Origin of the sequence: Pseudomonas sp. SCPG-7 (assembly GCF_002156405.1) — a bacterium.
Taxonomy (GTDB): domain Bacteria; phylum Pseudomonadota; class Gammaproteobacteria; order Pseudomonadales; family Pseudomonadaceae; genus Aquipseudomonas; species Aquipseudomonas parakoreensis.
The window spans coordinates 885,322-910,170 of the sequence record NZ_MVOO01000001.1; the positions used below are offsets into that span (position 1 = coordinate 885,322).

Annotated in this window: 18 protein-coding genes and 1 riboswitch; of the genes, 5 read left to right on the forward strand and 13 right to left on the reverse strand. The window is 60.6% G+C overall.

All coding sequences use genetic code 11. The annotated features are described in order from the left end of the window. Nucleotides 1-60: 60 nt before the first annotated feature. The 9 genes from B1722_RS04040 to B1722_RS04080 all read right to left on the reverse strand — a co-directional run bounded on the left by B1722_RS04040 (nt 61) and on the right by B1722_RS04080 (nt 15,057). On the reverse strand, nt 61-1,620 hold the full coding sequence (locus B1722_RS04040; RefSeq protein WP_086791463.1) for a TerC family protein: 1,560 nt from the start codon (nt 1,618-1,620) through the stop codon (nt 61-63). Between the two features lie 373 nt (nt 1,621-1,993). Beyond that, nucleotides 1,994-3,640: a phospholipase D-like domain-containing protein gene (locus B1722_RS04045; protein ID WP_086791464.1), complete on the reverse strand. Its 1,647-nt coding sequence runs from the start codon at nt 3,638-3,640 to the stop codon at nt 1,994-1,996. Between the two features lie 171 nt (nt 3,641-3,811). Continuing rightward, nucleotides 3,812-4,543, reverse strand: coding sequence for a VWA domain-containing protein (locus B1722_RS04050; RefSeq protein WP_256578837.1), 732 nt, complete (start codon nt 4,541-4,543; stop codon nt 3,812-3,814). After that, nucleotides 4,471-5,469 (reverse strand): ATP-binding protein, encoded by a 999-nt coding sequence (locus B1722_RS04055; protein WP_086791466.1) that lies wholly within the window; start codon nt 5,467-5,469, stop codon nt 4,471-4,473. Before B1722_RS04055 ends, B1722_RS04050 begins: the two co-directional genes overlap by 73 nt. Before the next feature lie 164 nt (nt 5,470-5,633). Continuing rightward, nucleotides 5,634-9,482: a cobaltochelatase subunit CobN gene (gene cobN, locus B1722_RS04060; protein WP_086791467.1), complete on the reverse strand. Its 3,849-nt coding sequence runs from the start codon at nt 9,480-9,482 to the stop codon at nt 5,634-5,636. A 3-nt stretch (nt 9,483-9,485) separates the two neighbouring features. Beyond that, nucleotides 9,486-10,556 carry a cobalamin biosynthesis protein CobW gene (cobW, locus tag B1722_RS04065; protein ID WP_041064617.1) on the reverse strand — a complete coding sequence of 357 codons (1,071 nt, stop codon included), beginning with the start codon at nt 10,554-10,556 and terminating at the stop codon, nt 9,486-9,488. A 97-nt stretch (nt 10,557-10,653) separates the two neighbouring features. Continuing rightward, a riboswitch (cobalamin riboswitch) is annotated at nt 10,654-10,867 on the reverse strand. Between the two features lie 1,060 nt (nt 10,868-11,927). Further along, nucleotides 11,928-13,586 (reverse strand): cation acetate symporter, encoded by a 1,659-nt coding sequence (locus B1722_RS04070; protein ID WP_041072885.1) that lies wholly within the window; start codon nt 13,584-13,586, stop codon nt 11,928-11,930. Further along, entirely contained in the window at nt 13,583-13,894 is a 312-nt protein-coding gene (locus B1722_RS04075; protein WP_041072887.1) for a DUF485 domain-containing protein, read from the reverse strand. The genes B1722_RS04070 and B1722_RS04075 overlap by 4 nt, the downstream gene beginning before the upstream one ends. 311 nt (nt 13,895-14,205) lie before the next feature. After that, a complete protein-coding gene (locus B1722_RS04080) occupies nt 14,206-15,057 on the reverse strand; it encodes a glycine betaine ABC transporter substrate-binding protein (protein WP_041072889.1) in 852 nt (283 codons plus the stop codon). 301 nt (nt 15,058-15,358) lie between these two features. Here B1722_RS04080 and B1722_RS04090 point away from each other — a divergent pair, with 301 nt between their 5' ends. Next, nucleotides 15,359-16,954, forward strand: a complete 1,596-nt coding sequence (locus tag B1722_RS04090; RefSeq protein WP_041072891.1) for a beta-1,6-glucan synthase — start codon at nt 15,359-15,361, stop codon at nt 16,952-16,954. Between the two features lie 93 nt (nt 16,955-17,047). Here B1722_RS04090 and B1722_RS04095 read toward each other — a convergent pair whose 3' ends face one another. After that, nucleotides 17,048-17,416: a hypothetical protein gene (locus B1722_RS04095; RefSeq protein WP_041072892.1), complete on the reverse strand. Its 369-nt coding sequence runs from the start codon at nt 17,414-17,416 to the stop codon at nt 17,048-17,050. A 223-nt stretch (nt 17,417-17,639) separates the two neighbouring features. Here B1722_RS04095 and B1722_RS04100 point away from each other — a divergent pair, with 223 nt between their 5' ends. Together B1722_RS04100 and B1722_RS04105 are read left to right on the forward strand one after the other, a co-directional pair. After that, the gene (locus B1722_RS04100; protein ID WP_041072894.1) at nt 17,640-18,938 is read left to right on the forward strand and encodes a serine/threonine protein kinase; all 1,299 of its coding nucleotides are present in this window, start codon (nt 17,640-17,642) and stop codon (nt 18,936-18,938) included. After that, nucleotides 18,931-19,719 (forward strand): VacJ family lipoprotein, encoded by a 789-nt coding sequence (locus tag B1722_RS04105; RefSeq protein ID WP_041072896.1) that lies wholly within the window; start codon nt 18,931-18,933, stop codon nt 19,717-19,719. The genes B1722_RS04100 and B1722_RS04105 overlap by 8 nt, the downstream gene beginning before the upstream one ends. A gap of 177 nt (nt 19,720-19,896) precedes the next feature. On the opposite strand, the gene B1722_RS04110 is transcribed toward B1722_RS04105, so the two are convergent. Further along, on the reverse strand, nt 19,897-20,811 hold the full coding sequence (locus tag B1722_RS04110) for a DUF808 domain-containing protein (RefSeq protein ID WP_086791468.1): 915 nt from the start codon (nt 20,809-20,811) through the stop codon (nt 19,897-19,899). 134 nt (nt 20,812-20,945) lie between these two features. On the opposite strand from B1722_RS04110, the gene B1722_RS04115 reads away from it, so the two are divergent. Further along, a complete protein-coding gene (locus B1722_RS04115; protein ID WP_007969638.1) occupies nt 20,946-21,551 on the forward strand; it encodes a TetR/AcrR family transcriptional regulator in 606 nt (201 codons plus the stop codon). A gap of 128 nt (nt 21,552-21,679) precedes the next feature. Here the strand turns inward: B1722_RS04115 and B1722_RS04120 are convergent, their stop codons facing one another. Together B1722_RS04120 and B1722_RS04125 are read right to left on the reverse strand one after the other, a co-directional pair. Next, entirely contained in the window at nt 21,680-22,138 is a 459-nt protein-coding gene (locus B1722_RS04120) for a transposase (RefSeq protein WP_041072899.1), read from the reverse strand. 210 nt (nt 22,139-22,348) lie between these two features. Beyond that, nucleotides 22,349-22,789, reverse strand: coding sequence for a heme-binding protein (locus B1722_RS04125; protein ID WP_027613943.1), 441 nt, complete (start codon nt 22,787-22,789; stop codon nt 22,349-22,351). 267 nt (nt 22,790-23,056) lie between these two features. Here B1722_RS04125 and gcl point away from each other — a divergent pair, with 267 nt between their 5' ends. Continuing rightward, nucleotides 23,057-24,832, forward strand: a complete 1,776-nt coding sequence (gcl, locus tag B1722_RS04130; protein WP_086791470.1) for a glyoxylate carboligase — start codon at nt 23,057-23,059, stop codon at nt 24,830-24,832. Nucleotides 24,833-24,849 lie beyond the last annotated feature (17 nt).

Sequence of the window (24,849 nt, forward strand, 5' to 3'; positions counted from 1 at the left end):
GCACTGTGGGAGCGGGCTTGCCCGCGAAGGAACCGGCACCGTCAGCGCAAGGCTGCTGCCTTACGCAGAATCGCGCACCAGCAACACCTGCGTCACCCGTCGTTCCTCAACGGCTTTGACGGTCATTTGCCAGCCTGCGTACTGCAGCCGATCACCAATCATCGGCAAACGATCCAGCAGACTCATCACCAGTCCGGCCAAGGTCTGATAGTCCTCGGTCGGTTCGGCGCCAAACCCGGTGTGCTGGCGAACGCGAGTCAGGTTCAACGCGCCACTGACCACAAACCCGCCCTGCTCTTCGATCACGTCCGGGCCTTCTATTTCGCTGGCATCGGGCAGTTCGCCGGCAATCGATTCGAGGATGTCGGTCATGGTCAACACGCCGACGAAGTCGCCGAACTCGTTGACCACAAAAGCAATGTGGGTCGACGCTGCGCGCATCTGCTCCAGCGCATTGAGGATCGAATAGCTGTCGAGCAGATTGATGGTCTTGCGCGCCAGATGCTCAAGGTTCGGCTCAGTGCCGTTCAGGTACTCCTTGAGCAATTCCTTCTTGTGCACGAAGCCCAACGGTTCATCCACGGCACCGTTGCGGATCAGCGGCAGACGCGAATAGGACGAATGCATCAGTTTTGTCCGGATCGTTTCGGCGTCGTCAGCCAGGTCGATGGTGTCGACGTCGGCACGCACGGTCATCAGGTTGCGAATCGGGCGTTCGGCCAGTTGCAGCACACCACTGATCATCACCCGCTCGCGACGGTCGAACAGTTCTGCACTCGGGGCTTCGCCGTCATCCAGCAGGTCGGAAATTTCCTCGCCGACCTCCTCCACTTCCAGCTTGCGCCCGCCCAGCAAGCGCATCACCGCATGGGCCGTGCGCTCACGTAGGGGGCGCAGGCCTTGCATCGAGCGTTTGCGGCGGGCCCGGGCGATCTGGTTGAACACCTCGATCAGGATCGAGAAGCCGATGGCCGCGTATAGATAGCCTTTCGGGATGTGGAAGCCCAGGCCTTCCGCCGTCAGGGCGAAACCGATCATCATCAGAAAGCCCAGACACAGCATGATCACCGTCGGGTGCGCATTGACGAAGCGGGTCAGCGGCTTGCTCGCAACGATCATCAAACCAATGGAAATGATCACCGCGATCATCATCACCGCCAGTTCATCGACCATGCCGACGGCGGTAATGACCGCGTCCAGCGAGAACACCGCATCGAGCACCACGATCTGCGCCACGATCGGCCAGAACATTGCGTAAGCCGCGTTGGACGAGCGCTGGCCGACATGCCCTTCGAGCCGTTCGTGCAGCTCCATCGTCGCCTTGAACAGCAGGAACACACCACCGAACAGCATGATCAGGTCACGGCCGGAGAAGCTCTTGTCGAACACCTCGAACAACGGCTGCGTGAGGGTGACCAGCCAGGAAATGCTCGCCAACAGGCCCAGGCGCATGATCAGTGCCAGCGAAAGGCCGATGATCCGCGCACGATCGCGCTGATGTGGCGGCAGTTTGTCCGCCAGAATCGCGATGAATACCAGGTTGTCGATACCCAGCACCAGTTCCAGCACGATCAGAGTCAACAAGCCTAACCAGGCCGTGGGATCCGCTAACCATTCCATAAAATGTCTCGATCTCTCTTCAGTGAATTCAGGCTGCCGGGCACGGCAAAGTGCAACGCGAAGGCTCTGAGGCCGCGTTGTCAACGATAGTCGGGAGTCGGAAAACCGGATGCTGCGAGTGCGTCAAGACCGCGCCATGGCGCGAGGAAAAGGTACGACTGGGAGGCTCCAAGAGGGTGTTCATGCAAATCCTGAATGAAAAATGGCTTTGGAGCGTACAGGCTCTGACGACAATTCCTACAGAGCGAAATCATTTCAAAATCTGTATCAACGACCACTGCCCCCCTGTAGGAGCTGCTGAAGGCTGCGATCTTTTGATCTTGAAGAACAAAGTCAAAAGATCGCAGCCTTCGGCAGCTCCTACAGTTGGCTGTCATCGTCCGGCAAAGCGCAACCGCGACAACTGCCGCAAATCCCCCTCCACGTAGTAATCGTTGGTCCAGCTGTCATCCAGCTCCAACGGACTCACCTGCTTCAGCTCGAGTTTTTTCGCGAAATAGCGGAAGCGGTAATGCTCATAAAACCGCAGCAATTCCAGACCATAGCGATCAGCCAGATCGGTGTCGCCGCGAATGATCAGGTAGTTTTCATCATTGCCGTTACTGGCCGAAGTGCTGAGGTTGTGGCTGCCGCTGATAATCGTCGGCCTGTCGCTGGTGAAGTCGACGACCACCGCTTTGGTGTGCACCAGCAGGTTGCCCTTCTGACCTTTCATGTTTTCTTTCAGCCAGCCTTCCAGCCCGGTGTTGAGCAAGGCGGTGGCGGCGAATTCGGCGGTGCGGTCGGCATGAAACCCGGTGATGCGGCTCGCGGTGTTTTGCAGACCGTAACGCAAGGTGTCGTCATGGGATTTGCCGAGCAGCGCATTGAGGATCGCGTCCGGCAAGGTGAACGCCGTGACAAACAGCACGTCCTTGCTGGCCGCCTCGATGATCTCGACAAACTCACGCAAATCGCCCCCACCGCTGCGTGGCGAGAACCCGGCGAACAGCGGCTGCGTCGGGTCCATCGGGTTGTGCTCGGTGATCCAGTTGCGCGTCGCAGCGACATCGGCGGGGTTGGCCCAGACCTCTTCGAACGTTTGCAAATAGCGCGTGGCAATGGTCACGTCATCAAGCGTATGCACCACATTGGCCTGGCGATACACGCCATTGGCGGTGAAATTGGTGCTGCCGCACAGCACCGCTTGCGGTTGACGCTGACCGACGCCATCGACCCGGCTGAGGACGATGAATTTGTCGTGGAAAATGTTGTGAGTGACCCGGCCCCGCTTGTTCGCCGCTGGTAATTGGGTAAGGTTCGCTTCGTTCAGGGTCGTATCGGGATCATCAGGCTGGGCGTGGTACAGCACGCGCACTTGCACCCCTCGCGCGAACGCCGCGTTTACGGCATCGATGATCGCCTGCAACTGATACTCGTAGATTGCAATGTCCAACGCCCACTGCGTGTCCACAGCCCGCTCGATGAAGCCCAGCAATCGCTCCAGCAGTCCGTTCTCCAGCCACAGGCGCGCCGCGCCGGGCCAGGCTTCGATGGGCAGGTTCTTGTTGGCGCTGATCTGTGCGTCGAGGTCGGGAAATTTGCGCTGAAACGCCTGACTGGCAGCCACGGCGCGATTGAAGATCACGCTCTGATTGGCCGGGTGGCCGTCGTCACTGGTGATGCTCAGCTCCAGCGATTCGCCCAGTAGCGGCGCGTCCGCTGTGCCGTAGGCCAGATGCACGCGATAGTGCAGGGTCGTGCCCGGGTTGACGGCGTAATCGGCCCAGCGGAATTTTTGCAGCGGTGCCTTATCGCTGGGCGTGGCGTGATATTGGGGAAAAGTGTGAGCCTTGCCGGGAAACGTCAGGCTGTTGAACAGGAACAACCACGGTTTGTCGCCCTGTTGCTTTTCGATGGCAAACCCGAGCAAGCCTTTGCGTCGGGGTTCGGACAGGTCCATGGCGAGCAGCACGCCGTTGGTGCCGGCGTAGGCTTTGACGCGAAAATCGTCCTGAGGATTGGCGACCAGTACCCGCATGATTCACTCCTTGTGATTGGGCTGGGGTGGAGCATAGAGCAGCCCTGCGGTTTTTGGTGATCCCGCACGATCCGAGGCGATGCCTTCGCGAGCAGGCTCGCTCCCACAGAGCAAGCGGTGTTCACCAATCCTGTGGGAGCGAGCTTGCTCGCGAAGAGGCCCGCTCAGACTTCACAGATCATCGATATGCCGATATTCCGCATTCAGCACCGCCGCCAATTCCCGCGCCCGCGCCAGACGGATCGGTCCCCGCTCGATGTCGATCAGCAACCCCGGACACTCCAGCGGCAACAGCGGTGGCAAGGTTTTCAAACGTCCGTCCGTGACCAGCAACAAGCGTTGCTGCTCGGCCGGAAAACGCTTTTGTCGCTGCATCAGCCATTGCTGCGCCTGCGTCAACGCCGCCACCAATGGCGTGCCGCCGCCCGCGCCCAGTGTCTCCAGCCAGGTGCGCAAGCCACTTGAGGCCTTCAATCCTTGCACCTGCCATTGCGGCGCGCTGCCACTGGCGGTCAGCAGTGCCAGTCGTGCCCGTTGTCTGTAAGCGTCATCAAACAATTGCGCGAGCAAACCCTTGGCATCGCTCAGTGCCTGATGCCGACGCGTCGAAGCCGACGCATCGACGATCACCAGCCATAACTCATGGGGAGCACGAGTGCGCAGCTGGAACTGCAAGTCCTCACGGGTTTGCGGCCGGCCGTTGAGCAGCGTCCCCGGCCAGTTCACCAGACCGCCGCGCGCAGCGTGGCGCTTGCCCTGGCGTCCGCGGTCGAGTCGTCCGGCGCGGGGTCTGGCATTCGCCCCCGCGTCGGATCGGGGACGAATGCCGGTTACTTTTTTGGCCAGCTCGGCACTTCGCGGCGTGCGCCAGTCGTCAGCGCCGGAGCAGGCATGTCGCCCCACTGCCCCTGCCCCTCGCTTGGTTCAGCCTGGGTGCTGGTCTGGTTCTGCGCAGGTGTTTGAAGGCTGGGCGAAGTGGACTCACGACGGCGATGACGCAGGGCGAATTCCGCTACCGCATCGATGTCTTGCTCGGCAATGGCTTCGGCTCCGCGCCATGCCGCGTGGGCTCGGGCCGCACGCAGCCAGACCAGATCGGCCCGCAAGCCATCGACGCCGGCGGCAAAGCAGCGCTCGGTGATGCTTGCCAAAGCCTCGTCATCCAGCGCAATGCGCGTCAAGGCGCAGCGCGCCTGTTCGCAGCGTTCGCGCAGCGCTTGCTGCCCGGCTTCCCACTGCGCGCAGAACGCCTGCGGGTCGTTGTCGAAATCCAGTCGGCGGCGGATGATCTGCCCGCGCTCGGTCGGCGCGGTGTGACCGCTGAGGGCGACGTTCAGGCCAAAACGGTCCAACAGCTGCGGGCGCAACTCGCCCTCTTCCGGGTTCATTGTGCCGATCAACACAAACCGTGCCGAATGCCGATGCGAGATGCCATCACGCTCGACCAGGTTGGTGCCGCTGGCCGCCACATCCAACAGCAGATCCACCAGATGATCGGGCAGCAGGTTCACTTCATCGACATACAGCACACCGCCGTCGGCCTTGGCCAGCACGCCGGGAGAAAACTGCGCCCGCCCTTCACTCAGTGCCGCGTCGAGATCAAGGGTGCCAACCAGACGCTCTTCAGTGGCGCCCAGTGGCAACGTGACAAACTGACCACTGGCCAGCAGATCGGCGAGGCCACGGGCCAGAGTCGATTTAGCCATTCCGCGTGGGCCTTCGATCAGCACGCCACCGATTTTCGGGTCGATGGCAGTGAGGTACAGCGCAAGTTTCAAGTCATCGGCGCCGACCACGGCGGAGAGCGGGAAATGCGGGGTGTCGGTCATCTTCAATACTCGGTCATGGTCAGTGATCTTTCGAAAATCGCTGGGAGCCACGTTGATCCCTGTGGGAGCGAGCCTGCTCGCGAAAGCGGTGTGCCAGCTAAAAAAATACTGTCTGACACGACGTCTTCGCGAGCAGGCTCGCTCCCACAGAGTGAGGCGGTATGTCAGGTGTCTTCTTCTATATCCAGCAGCAGGTTTTCCAGTGCTTCTTTATACACGCCGGGTTCCTGCCACATTCCACGTTGTTGCGCTTCCAGCATGCGTTCGGTCATGTCGCGCAGGGCATGCGGATTGTGTTCACGAACAAAATCGCGGGTCGTCGGGTCGAGCAAATAGGCATCGGCCAGCAACGCATACTGATGATCGTCAATCAGTTGCGTGGTGGCGTCGAAGGCGAACAGGTTATCGACCGTCGCCGCCAGTTCAAACGCGCCTTTATAGCCGTGACGTTTGACCCCGTCGATCCACTTCGGATTGGCCGCCCGCGAGCGGATCACCCGATTGAGTTCTTCTTTCAGGGTGCGGACTTTCGGCAGATCCGGCTGGCTGTGATCGCCGTGATAACTCGCCGCCGCTTCCCCGCGCAGGGTTTCCACCGCCGCGAGCATGCCGCCCTGAAACTGGTAATAGTCGTTGGAATCGAGCAAGTCGTGCTCGCGATTGTCCTGGTTCTGCAACACCGCCTGCACCTGGCTCAGGCGCTGGACGAACTGTTCGCGCGCAGCGGTGCCCTCATCCGCCCCACCATAAGCGTAAGCGCCCCAGTTCAGGTAGACCTCGGCCAGATCCTCACGACTCTGCCACAAGCGACCGTCGATGGCTCCCTGCACGCCTGCGCCATAGGCACCGGGTTTGGCGCCGAAGATCCGCCAGCCGGCCTGACGCCGCGCCGCGTCGGCATCCAGCCCCGATTGCAACAGCGCCTCGCGCTCGGCACGCACCTTCGCTGCCAGCGGGTTGAGGTCATCCGGTTCGTCCAGCGCCGCCACCGCTTGCACGGCAGCGTCGAACAGACGAATCAGGTTGGCAAAAGCATCGCGGAAAAAACCCGAGACCCGCAGCGTGACGTCGACCCGTGGCCGGTCGAGCAGGCTCAGCGGCAGAATCTCGAAATCATCGACGCGCTGACTGCCGGTGGCCCACACCGGGCGCACGCCCATCAGCGCCATGGCCTGAGCGATGTCGTCGCCGCCAGTGCGCATGGTCGCGGTGCCCCACACGGACAGGCCGAGCTGACGCAGGTGATCGCCGTGATCCTGCAAATGCCGCTCGAGAATCAACGTGGCGGACTGGAAGCCGATGCGCCACGCGGTGGTGGTCGGCAGGTTGCGCACGTCCACCGAGTAGAAGTTGCGCCCGGTGGGCAGCACGTCGAGACGGCCACGGCTGGGGGCGCCACTTGGGCCGGCGGGGACGAAGCGACCGTTGAGGGCGTCGAGCAGACCGCGCATTTCGGCGGGGCCGCAGGCGTCGAGGCGTGGGGCGATGACTTCGCGCAGGTTGTCAATGATCGCGCTCACTTCAGCCCATCCTGCCCCCTGTGGGAGCGAGCTTGCTCGCGAAAGCGTCGTGTCAGTCGACATTGATGTACCTGACCCACCGCTTTCGCGAGCAAGCTCGCTCCCACAGGGGATTTGTAGTGCCTGGGAGATCAGTTGAGTGGCGAATAGCTCCAGGCGTTCGCGGGTATCGCCGGCAGTGCGCCAGACTTCGTCGCTGACGCTTTGCAGCTCCGGCGGGCGCGGGCCGTTCCACGGGTCGGCAAGGGCGCAATCCAGCGGATCAAAGCTCAATTCAAACGCCTTGGCCAACGCCCGCAGCAGACTCGACTGCGCGCCTTTGCCGTCACCACGCGGAATGCGCAGCAAAGCCAGCAAGGTATCGATGCGCAAACGTCCGGTCGGCGATTCGCCAAAGATGTGCAGACCATCGCGAATCTGCGATTCCTTCAGATCACACAGGTAGGTGTCCAGCCGCGGCAGCCAGATCGCGGCGTCGGCATCACTGTCCAGACCGGCGTCGAGTTGCAGTTCGCGGTCGATCTGCGTCTCGCGCACCAGTTGCAGAATGTCGCGTTGCAGCTCTCGCGCACGACGCGGATCGAGCAGTTGCGCCTCGTAATATTCGTCGGCCAACAGTTCCAGATTGCGCAGCGGGCCGTAGGTTTCGGCACGGGTCAGCGGTGGCATCAGGTGGTCGATGATCACCGCTTGCGTGCGCCGTTTGGCTTGCGCGCCCTCGCCCGGGTCGTTGACGATAAACGGATAGATGTTCGGCAGCGGCCCGAGCAGCGCGTCCGGCCAGCAACTTTCCGAAAGGCCGACACCCTTGCCCGGCAGCCATTCGAGGTTGCCGTGCTTGCCGACGTGAATCACCGCGTGCGCACCGTAGGTGTTGCGCAGCCAGAAATAGAACGCCAGATAGCCGTGCGGCGGCACCAGATCCGGGTCGTGATACACCGCACTCGGATCGACCTGATAACCGCGCGCCGGCTGAATGCCGACGAAGGTCAGGCCAAAACGCAGCCCGGCGATCATCATTCGCCCGTCGCGGCACATCGGGTCGTTTTGCGGCGCGCCCCAGCGTTCCAGCACTGCCGCGCGATTGGCCTCGGGCAGCGCATTGAACATCGCCAGGTAGGCGTCCATCGCCAGACTTTGCTGACACGGACGCAGGTCGATGCTGTCGAGGTCGTTGCTGACGCCGCCGAGTAATTGCTGGATCAACGCGGTGCCGCTGTCCGGCAACTCAGCCGTCAACGGAAAGCCTTCGGTCTGCAACGCGCGCAGGATATTCAATGCCGCCGCCGGCGTGTCGAGACCGACGCCATTGCCAATCCGACCATCGCGGGTCGGGTAGTTGGCGAGGATCAGCGCAATACGTTTTTCAGCGTTCGGCAGCCGCGCCAGATCGCTCCAGCGTCGGGCCAGTTCAGCGACAAAATCCATGCGTTCGGGTTGCGCCCGGTAGCAGACCACGTCGGACTGACTGCGCTCGCTGCGCCAGGCCAGATCCTTGAAGCTGATCGGCCGGCTGATGATGCGCCCGTCGAGTTCCGGCAAGGCAATGTGCATCGCCAGATCCCGTGGCCCCAGCCCCTGTTCGCTGTCACGCCAGCCCGGTTCGTTGTCTTGGGCGCAGATCGCCTGAATCACCGGAATATTGCGCCGGAACGGCCGCAGGTGCGGCGCTTCCGGGCTGGATTGCGCGAAGCCGGTGGTGTTGAGGATCACCGCAGCTTCGACCTCATCCAGCCAGTCCTCGACCACCGACAGGCAGCCGGGTTCTTTCAGGCTGGCGACGGCGATCGGCAACGGATTGAGCCCCGCCGCCTGCAAGCGTTGGCAGAACACATCGATGAACGCGGTGTTCGCCGCTTGCAAATGCGAGCGATAAAACAGCACCGCCGCCACTGGTTGACCGGGCAGCCATTCGGCTTGCCAGTCGCTCAGTGCGGCGGTGTTTTTCTGTGGGTGGTAAATCGCCGTACGCGGCAGCGCTTGCGGCTCGCCCCAGGCGTAATCCCGCGCCAGCCAGCGGTTGGCCAGACAATGGAAGAAGCCCAGCGCATTGCCCATGCCGCCTTGACGCAAAAACTGCCAGAGACGATCGCGATCTTCGGCGGGCACGGTGCTCAGGTCGCTGAGTTCCGGGTCGGGACGGTCATCCCCCGGTACCAGAATCACCTGCACGCCGCGCTCGGACAATTCCACCAGACGCTCGACACCGTAACGCCAATAGGCGATGCCGCCGTGCAACGAAATCAGAATGACCTTGGCGTGCCGCAGCACCTCATCAACATACAGATCGACCGAGGCGTGATTCTGCACCTGCATCGGATTGGCCAGGCGCAGGCTCGGGTAATCCTCGGGCAGTTGCTGCGCCGCTTCGGCGAGCAGCGCCAGGCTGGAGTCGCCGCTGCACAGGATCACCAGCTCGGCGGGGGTTTGTCCAAGGTCGGCAATGTTGTCATCCGACACGAAACCGCCGGGCTGGGTCCTGAGCAGGTGCATGGCTTAAACGCTGAGCGCGGCGCGCAGTTGCGCTTCGAGTTGCGCGGCGTCGAGCTTCTGGCCGATCAGCACCAGACGAGTGACACGCGCCTCATCAGCGCCCCACTGGCGGTCGAAGTGTTTGTCGAAACGCGTGCCCACGCCTTGAATCAACAGGCGCATCGGCTTGTTCGGAATCGCCGCGAAGCCCTTCACGCGCAGAATGCCGTGCTTGACCACCAATTGCGTCAGCGCGTCGAGCAACAGGCTTTCGTCGGCTTGCGGCAGTTCAATGGAGATCGAATCGAAGGCGTCGTGATCGTGGTCATCGTGGTCGTCATCACCGTCGTGGTGGTGATCGTGATGACTGTGACGACTGTCGATGTGTTCTTCGGAACCGGCACCGAGGCCAATCAGCACATCCAGCGGCAGGCGACCGTTGCTGGCTTCGATGATTTTTACTGCAGGTGGCAGTTCTTCGGCGACTTCAGCACGAACGCGAGCCAGATCTTCGGCGCTGGTCTGATCGGCCTTGTTGAGGATCACCAGATCGGCGCTGGCCAGTTGGTCGGCGAACAGTTCATGCAGCGGCGACTCGTGATCCAGATTCGGATCGAGTTTGCGCTGGGCATCGACCTGATCCGGGAACGCGGCGAAGGTGCCGGCGGCCACGGCCGGGCTGTCGACCACGGTGATCACCGCGTCCACGGTGCAGGCGTTGCGGATTTCCGGCCACTGGAAGGCTTGCACCAATGGTTTTGGCAGAGCCAGACCGGACGTCTCGATCAGAATGTGATCGAGATCGCCGCGACGGGCGACCAATTCGCGCATCACCGGGAAGAACTCTTCCTGCACCGTGCAGCACAGGCAGCCGTTGGCCAGTTCGTAGACGCGGCCGGTGGCTTCTTCTTCGGTGCAGCCGATGGTGCATTGCTTGAGGATCTCACCGTCGATGCCCAGCTCGCCGAACTCGTTGACGATCACCGCGATGCGGCGGCCCTGAGCGTTGTCGAGCATGTGTCGCAGCAAGGTGGTTTTGCCCGAGCCGAGGAAACCGGTGACGATGGTGACGGGGAGTTTGGCCAGTGTTTTCATCGGATGCCCTTTGGCAAGGTGGCGGGCATGCGGGACGAGATCCGCTGCGGGCGTGCGCGCGGAAGAATTCGCCACCGGATCACCCCGCCCGGTTGTAGTGAGAAATCTGTCACGAGGCAGGTCTCCTGGCTGACGGTGTTCGGGCCATGGGCCTGGCATTCGCTGCGCCTTCCCGCGGGCTCAGTGGTTTGAGCTGGCAGTGGCGTGGCAACGAACTTCACCGTTCACAGTTGCGGGGGCAGCCGCGGCTTTGACCGCGTTCCCTTCTTAGCTTCGGCGTGGGCCGAAGAACCTCGAAGGTGCAAGGCTACGCATGGGTTGAGGATGGGTCAATGCTTTGGTTTTTTTTGGATTGGGGGCATATCCGTTGCTGCGGGTGTCGCCGCTGGCGGTTTCGCTCTTACAGCGAGTCACCTTTTCCAGACGCCGAAAAGGTAACCCAAAAGGCTTTGCCCCGGCGTACGGCACTTCGCTGAGGCTCAGTGTTCCCTCGCTACGGTGTCCATCCGGGGGCATCGCCTACGGTTTGCTTCGCTGCACCTCCTCTCGATGTATGCGGCTTCGCCGCACGGCGCTGCGCGCCTACCCCCGGATGGACACCTACGCTCGGCCTGCCGAAGGGGCTTTGAGATCAAAAGCAACATCAAAAGCCAAAGCCAAAGCAGATCAAAAGATCACAGCCTTCGGCAGTTCCTACAGGGATTGGGTGTATTCAGTTAGAAATTTGGTCGGCTGTCAGGCCGCCATCGCTGGCAAGCCAGCTCCCACAANAAGCCACATCAAAAGCCAAAGCCAAAGCCAAAGCCAAAGCAGGTCAAGAGATCACAGCCTTCGGCAGTTCCTACAGGAGATTGGGTGTATTCAGTTAAAAATTTGGTCGGCTGTAAGGCCGCCTCGCTGGCAAGCCAGCTCCCACAACTTAATTCGTGCACACCCCATGCGGCAAAGCCGCCCCACTCAACACAATGAGCGTTAGCTCGAGTACCGCTTTTGATCTGAGGGCCCGTCGGCAGGCTGAGTGGAGGGATTTATCCGGGGGTGGGAGCGCAGCGACCGTTTGGCGCAGCCAAACACAGCGAGAGGAGGTGCAGCGAAGCAAACCGTAGGCGCTGCCCCCGGATGAATCCCGCAGCGAAGGAACCCGAGCCTAAGCGAGGGCCGAACGTCAGGGCATAGACCTTTTGGTTACTTTTGGGGCGTTTGCCAAAAGTGACCCGCCGTAAGGGCGGAACCCTAGGAGGCCGTTACCGCAGCAACGGATATGTACCCCATCCCCCACAAAAAAACACAACCCGCTCGATAACCGCCCACAAAAAGAAAATGCCCCGATCTCTCAACCAGGGCATTCCACTCAAACCATGTAACCAGATCTTAGTGCGAAACCGCCCCACTCGCCCCCAACCCCGTCTGCGAACGCACAAACTGCGGGAAGAACAGCGCCCGCTCGTTCTCGGCCGCCGCCGACTTGTCGGTGATCGAGAAGAACCAGATACCGATGAACGCAATAATCATCGAAAACAACGCCGGGTACTCGTAAGGGAAGATCGCCTTCTCGTGATGCAGAATCTGCACCCAGATGGTCGGGCCGAGGATCATCAGACCCACCGCACTCACCAGCCCCAACCAGCCACCGACCATCGCGCCGCGGGTCGTCAGCTTCTTCCAGTACATCGAAAGCAACAGCACCGGGAAGTTGCAGCTCGCTGCAATCGAGAACGCCAGGCCGACCATGAACGCGATGTTCTGGCTTTCGAACAGGATGCCCAGACCAATCGCCAGCACACCCAGGGCGATGGTGGTGATCTTCGACACGCGAATCTCATCCTTGTCGTTGGCCTTGCCCTTCTTGATCACACTGGCATACAGGTCGTGCGACACCGCCGAAGCACCGGCCAGAGTCAGACCGGCCACCACCGCCAGAATGGTCGCGAACGCCACCGCCGAGATGAAGCCGAGGAAGATACTGCCACCCACTGCGTCAGCCAGGTGCACCGCCGCCATGTTGTTGCCGCCGAGCAGAGCGCCCGCTGCATCCTTGAAGGCCGGGTTGGTGCTAACCAGCAGGATCGCGCCGAAGCCGATGATGAAGGTCAGGATGTAGAAGTAGCCAATGAAGCCGGTGGCATACAGCACGCTCTTGCGCGCTTCTTTCGCGTCACTCACGGTGAAGAAGCGCATCAGGATGTGTGGCAGACCAGCAGTACCAAACATCAGTGCCAGGCCCAGGGAGAACGCCGAAATCGGGTCTTTCACCAGACCGCCGGGGCTCATGATCGCCTCACCTTTGGGGTGAACCTTGATCGCCTCGGAGAACAGCATGTTGAAGTCGAAGTTGACGTGTTTCATCACCATCAGCGCCATGAACGAAGCACCGGACAGCAACAGCACTGCCTTGATGATCTGCACCCAAGTGGTCGCCAGCATGCCGCCGAACAGCACGTAGAGGCACATCAGGATACCGACCAGAATCACCGCCACGTAGTAGTCGAGGCCGAACAGCAGCTGGATCAGCTTGCCGGCACCGACCATTTGCGCGATCAGGTAGAACGCCACCACCACCAGCGAACCGCAGGCAGACAGCGTGCGGATCTGGGTTTGCCCGAGGCGGTAGGACGCCACGTCGGCAAAGGTGTATTTACCCAGGTTACGCAGACGCTCGGCGATCAGGAACAGAATGATCGGCCAGCCCACCAGGAAGCCGATCGAGTAGATCAGGCCATCGTAGCCAGAGGTGAACACCAGCGCGGAAATCCCCAGGAAGGACGCCGCCGACATGTAGTCGCCGGCAATCGCCAGACCGTTCTGGAACCCGGTGATCTTGCCGCCCGCCGCATAGTAGTCAGCGGCCGACTTGTTGCGCTTGGACGCCCAGTAGGTGATGCACAAGGTCGCACCGACGAACACCACGAACATGGCGATCGCGGAAACGTTGAGTGGTTGTTTGTGGACTTCGCCGGTCAAGGCGTCAGCAGCCCAGACAGCCGGAGCGAATGCTGCAATGCTCAAAAGAGCCAGTAGACGCCGGATCATTGCTGAGCCTCCTTGAGAATCGCATTGTTCAGGTCGTCAAACTCGCCATTGGCGCGTCGCACGTAGATACCGGTCAGGACGAAGGCCGAGACAATCAGCCCGACACCGATCGGAATGCCCCAGGTAATCGAAGACCCGGGGCTGAGTTTCGCTCCGAGCACTTGCGGCCCGTAAGCAATCAACAGGATGAATCCGGAATACAGCCCGAGCATGATCGCCGAGAGTATCCAGGCGAATTTTTCTCTTTTTCTCACCAGCTCCTTGAAGCGCGGGCTGTTTTGAATCGAGAGGTAAATGCTGTCGTTCATTGTTTTTATCCTCGCAGCACAGATTATTGTTGGAACGTATCCACTGTATGCGGCTGCGGAACGGCTTCCAGACGACCTTAGTATTAGAACGACATGACGTTTTCGCCAATTTTCGGACGCTAATTAGCCGAAAGAATTGGAAAGCGGCTTTGAGACAGCCGTAAACCCTGCAAGACGGGACTTGTCGCTGGAAACAAATGTGGGAGCGAGCTTGCTCGCGAAGGCGTCGTGTCAGCCAACATTTCTGTCAACTGTTATACCGCTTTCGCGAGCAAGCTCGCTCCCACAGGGGTCAGGCGTTGTTGGTACTTTTATTTGGTCCAGTCAGCCACGCGGTCCGGGTGCTTGGCGACCCAATCCTTGGCCGCCGCGTCAGGCTTGGCGCCGTCCTGGATGGCCAGCATGACTTCGCCGATCTCGTCTTTCGACGCCCACTGGAAGTTTTTCAGGAACTTGGCCACTTCCGGTGCCTTGGTAGCCAGTTCTTTGCTACCGATGCTGTTTACGGTTTCAGCCGCGCCATACACGCCTTTCGGGTCGTCAAGGAAGCGCAGTTTCCACTTGGCGAACATCCAGTGCGGCACCCAACCGGTGACGGCAATCGATTCGTTCTTCTTCTCGGCACGGGTCAGCTCGGCAATCATGCCGGCGCCGGAACTGGCCTTGAGGGTGTATTTGTCCAGACCGTAATCCTTGATCGCCTGATCGGTCTTGAGCATCACGCCCGAGCCGGCGTCGATGCCGACGATGCGGTTCTTGAAGCTGTCATCGGTCTTGAGGTCTTCGATCGATTTCGCCTTGACGTACTCCGGCACGATCAGGCCGATTTTCGCATCCTTGAAGTTCGGGCCGTAATCGACGACCAGATCCTTGTTCTTCGTCCAGTATTCGCCATGGGTCACCGGCAACCAGGCCGAGAGCATCGCATCGAGTTTGCCGGTGGCCACGCCCTGCCACATGATCCCGGTGGCGACGGCTTGCAGCTTCACGTCGTAGCCGAGTTTTTGCTTGATCACCTCGGCCGCCACGTGGGTGGTCGCGACGCTGTCGGACCAGCCGTCAACGTAACCGATGTTCAGGGTCTGTTTTTCAGCGCTGGCGAATGTGGAACTCATCGCAAGCACCAGAGCGGCACCTGCGCCTAAAAGTCGTCGCATCTTCATCGTTTACTTCCCCGAAATGCTGCGCCCGACGGATGCCGGGCATCGTCAACGTATTGTTATGGTGCACAGCGCCCCCATCACGCCTGACCGCAAACTCGTCCGAACATCAGTCGTCTTTTCTATAAGGGTACTGACGCTTTCGATCATCGGCCTGACGCCAAACGCGACCTGCTCTGTCAGCGACCTCAATACACCGAGAAACGACATCAGAAGGCCATTAATCACCTCTGAATAATTGGCGCCAGACAATCCGCCCGAACTTTGCATGTGCAAATCATGCAGGCCACCAACCCGCGGATAAATGCAGGTAACATGCGTCGCTTTGCAGCCACTCGGCCTGACCATGTCCGCGACCTCCCGCTTCCCGCTTGTTCCTTATCTCTTTGCTTGCCTGCTCGGCCTGTTGGCCCTCGGTGGCTTCTGGTACGGCCTCGGCAAACCGGTGATTCTGCCGGATGCCGCAACCCCGACGCACAAATTGCAATGCGCCTCCTACACGCCGTTCGACAAGGATCAGTCGCCGTTCGACGTGCCGTTCAAACTGCGCCCGGAACGCATGGACGCCGACCTCGCCCTGCTGGCGACGCGCTTCGAATGCATCCGCACCTACTCGATGACCGGCCTCGAAGCCCTGCCGCAACTGGCGCGCAAGCACGGTCTGAAGTTGATGATCGGCGCCTGGGTCAACAGCAACCCGGCGGACACCGAGAAAGAAGTCGACCTGCTGATTGCTTCGGCCAACGCCAACCCGGATGTGGTCAGCGCGGTGATCGTCGGCAACGAAGCGTTGCTGCGCAAGGAAGTCACCGGCGCGCAACTGGCGAAGCTGATCAACAAGGTCAAAAGCCGTATCAAGCAACCGGTCACTTATGCCGATGTCTGGGAGTTCTGGCTCAAGCACCCGGAAGTCGCGCCGGCGGTGGATTTCTTGACCATTCATTTGCTGCCGTACTGGGAAGATGATCCGTCGAATATCGATGTCGCCCTGCAACATGTGGCGGATGTACGCCAGGTGTTCGGCAACAAATTCGCGCCCAAAGACGTGATGATCGGCGAGACCGGCTGGCCCAGCGAGGGTCGCCAGCGCGAAACCGCTCTGCCAAGCCGGGTCAACGAGGCCAAGTTCATTCGTGGTTTTGTCGCGATGGCCGAGAAGGAGGGCTGGCATTACAACCTGATCGAAGCCTTCGACCAGCCATGGAAGCGTGGCAGCGAAGGTGCAGTCGGCGGTTACTGGGGCCTGTTCGATGCCGATCGCCAGGACAAGGGCGTGCTCGCCGGGCCGGTGACCAATGTGCCCTACTGGAAGGCATGGCTGGGCGTCGGCGGCCTGATTTTCCTCGCCACACTGCTGCTCGGCGGCCGGGTGCGCACCACCCGATCGGCATTGATCCTGCCGCTGCTCGGTGCGCTGGCCGCCTGCTCGATCGGCGCCTGGGGCGATCTGGCGCGAGTAACCACGCGGTTTGCCAGCGAATGGCTGTGGGTCGGCATGCTGACGGCATTGAATCTGTTGGTGCTGGCACATGCCGCGCTCAGCCTGAGCGCCCGCCAGGGTTGGCGTGAACGCGCGTTCAGTCTGCTGGAACGCCGCGCCGGATGGCTGGTTGCCGTGGCCGGTTTTGCGGCAGCGGTAATGATGCTGGAGATGGTCTTCGATGCGCGTTATCGCAGCTTCGCCAGCATGGCGTTCATTCTGCCGGCGCTGGTGTATGTGTGCCGCCCGGTCAGCGTGCCGCGTCGGGAAATCGCCCTGCTGACCTTTATCATCGGCGCCGGCATTGCGCCGCAGCTGTATGAAGAAGGCTTGTTGAATCAGCAGGCGTGGGGCTGGGCGCTGGTCAGCGGGTTAATGGTGGCGGCGTTGTGGCGCTGTCTGCGGGTTCGCAGTCGCTGATTAGCAGCAAGATCAAAAGATCGCAGCCTTCGGCAGCTCCTACAGGGTTCACTGCCCCTTGTAGGAGCTGCCGAAGGCTGCGATCTTTTTCTGTCAGGCGCTGCGGGATGCCCGGACCAGCCGCAATCCGGCAATCACCACCGCAAACACCGCCAGCGTCGTGTTGTACAACGCCAGCGCCGGCAACCCGAACACCAGCGCCAGCACCGCCAGCCACCACCCTGCCCGCCCCGGCAGCACAAAACCCAGCAGCGCCGCACCCAGCGCGGTCCAGCCCAACACCTTGAAGTGAATCATCAGCCCCAGGTTCGAACGCACCGTGCATTCCCAGCGGCTCGCCTCATCGACGCAGATGCCGACCCACTGCCCATCCTCCATGAAGCCATAACGCGCGCCATAACTGGCGGCCAGCCACAGCGGCAACAGCACGAGCAGCAGAATCACGGGCAAGCGGCGGGACATGAATATCTCCAATCAACGAAATCGGCGGCCAGCTTAATCTGCCCGCACGCATTGGCAAGCACTAACAACTGTTAACTGGTCATCCGCGCCTTGCAGAGTGTATCGTCCAGCTACTATTACTCCGAATTCTGCCTGTTTGGTGCCGAGGCATGGCACTTTGGCGCAAGCCCGGTGGTCATAGCCTGCGAACTTCATTCGGCACCTTCCTTTAAGGGATCCAGTCATGCTCCGTTCCTTGCGCTTCGCCGCGCTCTTCAGCGGCCTTATTCTGAGTGCGTCCGCACTGGCGGTGGATATCGATGCCGCCAGTTATGGCTATCCCCTGACCAACCCGTTCGAGGCGACCATCGCCACCACGCCACCGGACCTGCGTCCAGAATTGCCGTCGAACGACGAGATCAATCAGTCCGACCACAGCATCACCCTGCGCCCGGAACGGGCCTTCATCCTCCCGGACAACTTCTGGCCGGTGAAAAAACTCACCTACCGTATCGCCGAGCAGGACAAACCGGCGCCGCTGATCTTCCTGATCGCCGGCACCGGTGCGCGTTATGACAGTTCGCTCAATGAATACCTGAAAAAGCTTTATTACAAGGCCGGCTACAACGTCGTGCAGTTGTCGTCGCCAACCAGCTTCGACTTCATCAGCGCCGCTTCACGCTTTGCCACCCCGGGCATCACCAAGGAAGACGCCGAAGACATGTACCGGGTGATGCAAGCCGTGCGCGCGCAACATCCGAAACTGCCGGTCACCGAGTACTACCTCAGCGGCTACAGCCTCGGCGCGCTGGATGCCGCGTTCGTCGCCCACCTGGACGAGACCCGACGCAGTTTCAACTTCAAGAAAGTCCTGCTGCTCAACCCGCCGGTCAACCTCTACACGTCCATCAGCAACCTCGACAAGCTGGTGCAGACCGAGGTGAAGGGCATCAACAACAGCACCACTTTCTATGAACTGGTGCTGAACAAGCTGACCCGCTACTTCCAGCAGAAAGGCTACATCGACCTCAACGACGCCCTGCTCTACGACTTCCAGCAGTCCAAACAGCACCTGACCAACGAGCAGATGGCGATGCTGATCGGCACCTCGTTCCGCTTCTCGGCCGCCGACATTGCCTTCACCTCCGACCTGATCAACCGTCGTGGCCTGATCACCCCGCCGAAATTCCCGATCACCGAAGGCACCAGCCTCACGCCGTTTCTCAAGCGTGCGCTGCAATGCGACTTCGACTGCTACCTGACCGAACAGGTGATCCCGATGTGGCGCGCCCGTACCGACGGCGGCAGTCTGTTGCAACTGATCGACCAGGTCAGCCTGTACGCGCTCAAGGATTACCTGCACGACAGCCCGAAAATCGCCGTCATGCACAACGCTGACGACGTGATTCTCGGCCCTGGCGACCTGGGTTTCCTGCGCAAGACCTTCGGCGATCGCCTGACTGTTTACCCACTGGGCGGCCATTGCGGCAACCTTAACTACCGCGTCAACAGCGACGCCATGCTGGAGTTCTTCCGTGGCTAAATATCTCCTGCTGATTGCAGCGCTCCTCAGTGCAGGCGTGGCCCAGGCCGACAACAGCAAAGCCAACGCGCCAGTGGTGGTCGACAGCGACGGCTTCAAGGAGCCGCTGTCCAAACTCAAGTTCAACCCGGGGCTGGACCAGCGTGAGTTCGAACGCTCGACACTCAACGCGCTCAACGTCTATGACCCGCTTGAGTCATGGAACCGCCGCGTCTACCACTTCAATTACCGCTTCGACCAATGGGTGTTCCTGCCGGTGGTCGACGGTTATCGCTACGTGACGCCAAGCTTCCTGCGCACCGGAGTGAGCAACTTCTTCAACAACCTCGGCGACGTGCCAAACCTGGTCAACAGCCTGCTGCAGTTCAAGGGCAAGCGCTCGATGGAAACCACCGCGCGCCTGTTGCTCAACACCACCATCGGCATTGCCGGCCTGTGGGACCCGGCGACCGCCATGGGCCTGCCGCGCCAGAGCGAAGACTTCGGTCAGACCCTGGGTTTCTACGGCGTACCGGGCGGCGCCTACTTCGTGTTGCCGATTCTCGGCCCGTCGAACATCCGCGACACCGCCGGCCTGGCCGTGGACTACACCGCCGAATCGGCGATCAACTACCTGAACGTGTCGAAAGTCAGCGAAAACCACCCGGAAATCTGGGCCCTGCGTGCAGTCGACAAGCGCTACCAGACCAACTTCCGCTACGGCCAGATGAACTCGCCGTTCGAGTACGAGAAAGTGCGCTACGTCTACACCGAGTCGCGCAAGCTGCAGATTGCCGAGTAGCTTCAGCGGCAACGAAAAAAGGGCCATTCGATGCGAGTCGAATGGCCCTTTTTCATGGCACAACCAGGATCAAACTGTGGGAGCGAGCTTGCTCGCGAATGCGGTGAATCAGTCAGCATATTCTTCGACTGGCACACCGCATTCGCGGGCAAGCCCGCTCCCACAGGGTTGTTGTGTTCAGCCTTTGATCGCGCGCCAGATCTTGCCAACCGCCGACACCACCGCCAGCACTGCCGCGCCCGCGATAATCCCCGCTACGCCATTGAGCAACACAGGCACGGCAAACCCGGCACTGCCAGCCGCTGCACCGACACTTTCAATCCAGTGATGCACCACCGGAATACCGTGGGTGAGGATGCCGCCACCGACCAGGAACATCGCCGCCGTGCCGATCACCGACAGGCCTTTCATCATGTACGGCGCGGCGCGCAGGATCGCGTTGCCAATGCTTTTTGCTGCTGCACCCGATTTCCGGGTCAGCCACAGGCCCAGGTCGTCGAGCTTGACGATGCCGGCCACCAGACCATAAACGCCCACGGTCATGACGATGGCGATGCCCGACATCACGATCACTTGCTGAGTCAGCGAAGCGTCGGCCACGGTGCCGAGGGTGATGGCGATGATTTCCGCCGAGAGGATAAAGTCGGTGCGGATTGCGCCTTTGATCTTGTCCTTCTCGTAGGCCACCAGATCGGTGGTCGGCTCGGCCACCGCCGCGCTCAGTTGCGCGTGGTTGGCATCATCTTCGGCCTTGCTGTGCAGGAACTTGTGCGCGAGTTTCTCGAAACCTTCAAAACACAGGTACGCGCCGCCGACCATCAACAGCGGCGTCACCAGCCACGGCACAAATGCGCTGATCGCCAGCGCCGACGGCACCAGAATCAGTTTATTGACGAACGAGCCCTTGGCCACTGCCCAGACCACGGGAATTTCCCGCTCGGCGCGCACGCCGGAGACTTGCTGGGCATTGAGCGCCAGATCATCGCCGAGTACCCCGGCGGTCTTCTTCGCGGCCATTTTGCTCATCAACGCCACATCATCCAGAACGGTGGCAATATCGTCGATCAGCACCAGCAAACTGCTTCCTGCCATGAATCGTGTTTCCTTATGTGAATAATGCCGCGCAGCATACCGCGACTGCGGGCCACACGGGGCATTCTTGAGCCATGCGCGAGGCCGGTGCTACCATGCGCAACCGCCAGAACAGGCAAGGAACCACCGGGTTTATGAGCACAATCCGCGAGCGCAACAAAGAACTGATCCTGCGTGCCGCCAGTGAGGAATTCGCCGACAAGGGCTTCGCTGCGACCAAAACCAGCGACATCGCCGCCAAGGCAGGATTGCCCAAGCCCAACGTCTACTACTACTTCAAGTCCAAGGAAAACCTCTACCGCGAGGTGCTGGAAAGCATCATCGTGCCGATCCTGCAGGCCTCGACCCCGTTCAACCCGGACGGCGTGCCGAGCGAAGTGCTCAGCGGCTACATCCGCTCGAAGATCCGCATCTCCCGCGACCTGCCCTTCGCCTCCAAGGTGTTCGCCAGCGAAATCATGCACGGCGCCCCGCACCTGAGCGCCGACCTGGTCGAGCAGCTCAACAGCCAGGCCAAGCACAACATCGACTGCATCCAGAGCTGGATCGACCGTGGCCAGATCGCCCCGATCGACCCCAACCACCTGATGTTCAGCATCTGGGCCGCGACCCAGACCTACGCCGACTTCGACTGGCAGATCTCTGCAGTTACCGGCAAGGACAAGCTGGACGAGGCGGATTACGAGGCGGCGGCGCAGACGATTATCCGGTTGGTGTTGAAAGGGTGCGAGCCGGACTGATAGACCGCGGTGACCCTATCGCTGGCAAGCCAGCTCCCACAAGGATCTGTTTCGTTCGCAAAGTTTGTGTTCAACACAAGAACCTGTGGGAGCTGGCTTGCCAGCGATGGCGGCAGCTCGGTATCAATTCAAACCCAGATAGCATCCCACAGCGGATAATCACCTAGCCTTTCGACCAATCCTGCCCGCAATGGATTGGCCACCACATAGCGCGCCATCTTCACCAGATCATCTTCCCGCCTCAATGCACGGTCATGAAAACCCTGCTGCCAAAGCGGCCCGCTACGGCCGATGGATAAATTCACTTCTCTGGTTATCAGCGACTTGGTTTCACCCATCAGCCTTCTGAGCGAACAGTTTTCCAGCACAACGAGCCAATGAAAATGATCCGGCATGACCACCCACGCCAGTGACTTTGCCAATCCAAGCTCTTGTGCCCGCCGAAATCGACGAACGACCAATCTGCCCAAAGCGAAGTCAGCAAAGATCGGCTCGCGATCAAGTGTATTGGTTGTCAGTAGATAGATGCGATTGGGCTCGGCATAGCGGCCGGTTCGCAGACGATGTGAAGCGGGAAGATCAGGCAATCCATTGCCCCTTCATGATGAGTTCATCAGAAGGCTAGACCTCAATGATCTGTTTGATTGGTGTGGTCTTTTTTCTTGATGTGTCAGACAGGCCGCCATCGCTGGCAAGCCAGCTCCCACAGAGCTTTGTGTCGATCACAAATCGTTGCCCAATACAAAACCTTGTGGGAGCTGGCTTGCCAGCGATGACTTTCGATCAGCCGCTAAAGATCAAGCCGCCACCCCCGCATCCGCCCGCAAATCCAGCGCCTCCACCGCTTTGATCGCCACCTGCTCATCAATATCCGACAGATCGCCGCTGATGCCGATCGCGCCCAGCACATTCCCCGCCTGATCACGAATCAACACGCCGCCCGGGGCCGGGACGACGCTGCCCTGGCCCATGCTGTTGAGTGCGGCGATGAAGGCCGGGCGTTGTTGGGCGTCCAGCGCCAGCAGGCGTGAGCCCTTGCCCAGGGCGATGGCGCCCCAGGCTTTGCCGATGGCGATGTTCGGGCGCAGCAGGCTGGCGCCGTCTTCGCGTTGCAGGGTGATCAGGTGGCCGCCGGTATCGAGTACCGCGATGGTCAGCGGCGCGGCGTTGATCCCGCGCCCGGTGCTGATGGCTTCGTTGACCAGGTTGACTGCGACTTTCAAGGTTAAAGCGCTCATGGTGCCGTCCTCATTTTGTTATTGGGAAAGTCGTGGAGCTGCGCGGTTGTGCCGCAGCCCGATGCCACAAATAGAACACAATGAGTTATTTTTTGTATACAATAATTCTCGAAAAGCGCCACATGCGACGAAAAGCCACAGTAAAAATGGCTTCCGACGAATGAAACAGGCGCTTGAGAAAATGGATTGACCTGCGCCGTCCGCCGTGAATACACTCTGCGCAAAGCCACTTGTATACAATTACAAAACGTAAAGAGGCACAAAACCATGAGCAAAATGAGAGCAATCGAAGCCGCCGTTCTGGTGATGCGCCGTGAAGGGGTTGATACCGCTTTTGGCATTCCGGGTGCAGCGATCAACCCGCTGTACTCCGCACTGAAAAAAGTCGGTGGCATCGATCACGTCCTCGCTCGCCACGTCGAAGGCGCGTCGCACATGGCCGAGGGGTACACCCGCACCAAGGCCGGCAACATCGGCGTGTGCATCGGTACGTCCGGCCCGGCCGGTACCGACATGGTCACCGGGCTCTACAGCGCCTCGGCCGACTCGATCCCGATCCTCTGCATCACCGGCCAGGCACCCCGCGCCCGTATGCACAAGGAAGACTTCCAGGCGGTCGATATCACCAGCATCGTCAAGCCCGTCACCAAGTGGGCGACCACCGTTCTGGAGCCGGGCCAGGTGCCTTACGCGTTCCAGAAAGCCTTCTACGAAATGCGCTCCGGCCGTCCAGGCCCGGTGCTGATCGACCTGCCGTTCGACGTGCAGATGGCTGAAATCGAATTCGACATCGACGCCTACCAGCCACTGCCGCTGGCCAAACCGACCGCGAGCCGCGTTCAGGTCGAAAAGGCTCTGGCGCTGCTGGATCAGGCCGAGCGTCCATTGCTGGTAGCCGGTGGCGGCATCATCAACGCCGACGGCAGCGATTTGCTGGTGGAGTTCGCCGAGCTGACCGGTATTCCGGTGATCCCGACCCTGATGGGCTGGGGCACCATTCCTGACGATCACCCGCTGATGGTCGGCATGGTTGGTCTGCAGACGTCGCACCGTTACGGCAATGCCACGATGCTCAAATCCGATGTGGTGCTGGGCATCGGTAACCGCTGGGCCAACCGTCACACCGGTTCGGTCGACGTCTACACCGAAGGTCGCAAGTTCATTCACGTTGACATCGAAGGCACGCAGATCGGCCGTGTGTTCACCCCGGACCTGGGTATCGTGTCCGACGCTGCTGCGGCGCTGACCGTGTTCATCGAAGTCGCCCGCGAATGGCAAGCCGCCGGCAAGCTGAAAAACCGCAGTGCCTGGCTGCAGGATTGCCAGCAGCGCAAGGCCAGCCTGCAGCGCAAGACCCACTTCGACAACGTGCCGGTCAAGCCGCAACGCGTTTACGAAGAAATGAACCAGGTGTTCGGCAAAGACACCTGCTACGTCAGCACCATTGGTCTGTCGCAGATTGCCGGCGTGCAGTTCCTGCACGTCTACAAGCCGCGTCACTGGATCAACTGCGGCCAGGCCGGGCCGTTGGGCTGGACCATTCCGGCAGCGCTGGGCGTGGTCAAGGCCGATCCGAACCGTAAAGTCGTGGCCCTGTCGGGGGACTATGACTTCCAGTTCATGATCGAGGAGCTGGCGGTCGGCGCTCAGTTCAAACTGCCTTACATCCACGTCGTGGTGAACAACTCGTACCTGGGCCTGATCCGTCAGGCCCAGCGCGGGTTCGAAATGGACTACTGCGTGCAGCTGTCCTTCGATAACCTGAACGCGCCGGAACTCAACGGTTACGGTGTCGACCACGTCGCAGTCGCCGAAGGCCTGGGCTGTAAAGCGCTGCGTGTGTTCGAACCGGCGGACATCGCCCCTGCCCTGCGCAAGGCCGAAGAGCTGATCGAAGAGTTCAAGGTGCCGGTGATCGTCGAAATCATCCTGGAGCGTGTGACCAACATCTCCATGGGGACCGAGATCAACGCCGTCAACGAATTCGAAGACCTGGCGCTGGTCGGCAACGACGCGCCAACGGCGATTTCGCTGCTCGACTAACTGCTGACCGCTCCCAC

Bases quoted from the DNA above. Each gene is read 5' to 3' on its own strand.
- B1722_RS04040 (WP_086791463.1), bottom strand. From the start codon at position 1,620: ATGGAATGGTTAGCGGATCCCACGGCCTGGTTAGGCTTGTTGACTCTG.
- B1722_RS04045 (WP_086791464.1), bottom strand. From the start codon at position 3,640: ATGCGGGTACTGGTCGCCAATCCTCAGGACGATTTTCGCGTCAAAGCC.
- B1722_RS04055 (WP_086791466.1), bottom strand. From the start codon at position 5,469: ATGACCGACACCCCGCATTTCCCGCTCTCCGCCGTGGTCGGCGCCGAT.
- cobN (WP_086791467.1), bottom strand. From the start codon at position 9,482: ATGCACCTGCTCAGGACCCAGCCCGGCGGTTTCGTGTCGGATGACAAC.
- cobW (WP_041064617.1), bottom strand. From the start codon at position 10,556: ATGAAAACACTGGCCAAACTCCCCGTCACCATCGTCACCGGTTTCCTC.
- B1722_RS04070 (WP_041072885.1), bottom strand. From the start codon at position 13,586: ATGATCCGGCGTCTACTGGCTCTTTTGAGCATTGCAGCATTCGCTCCG.
- B1722_RS04075 (WP_041072887.1), bottom strand. From the start codon at position 13,894: ATGAACGACAGCATTTACCTCTCGATTCAAAACAGCCCGCGCTTCAAG.
- B1722_RS04080 (WP_041072889.1), bottom strand. From the start codon at position 15,057: ATGAAGATGCGACGACTTTTAGGCGCAGGTGCCGCTCTGGTGCTTGCG.
- B1722_RS04090 (WP_041072891.1), top strand. From the start codon at position 15,359: ATGCAGGTAACATGCGTCGCTTTGCAGCCACTCGGCCTGACCATGTCC.
- B1722_RS04095 (WP_041072892.1), bottom strand. From the start codon at position 17,416: ATGTCCCGCCGCTTGCCCGTGATTCTGCTGCTCGTGCTGTTGCCGCTG.
- B1722_RS04100 (WP_041072894.1), top strand. From the start codon at position 17,640: ATGCTCCGTTCCTTGCGCTTCGCCGCGCTCTTCAGCGGCCTTATTCTG.
- B1722_RS04110 (WP_086791468.1), bottom strand. From the start codon at position 20,811: ATGGCAGGAAGCAGTTTGCTGGTGCTGATCGACGATATTGCCACCGTT.
- B1722_RS04115 (WP_007969638.1), top strand. From the start codon at position 20,946: ATGAGCACAATCCGCGAGCGCAACAAAGAACTGATCCTGCGTGCCGCC.
- B1722_RS04125 (WP_027613943.1), bottom strand. From the start codon at position 22,789: ATGAGCGCTTTAACCTTGAAAGTCGCAGTCAACCTGGTCAACGAAGCC.
- gcl (WP_086791470.1), top strand. From the start codon at position 23,057: ATGAGCAAAATGAGAGCAATCGAAGCCGCCGTTCTGGTGATGCGCCGT.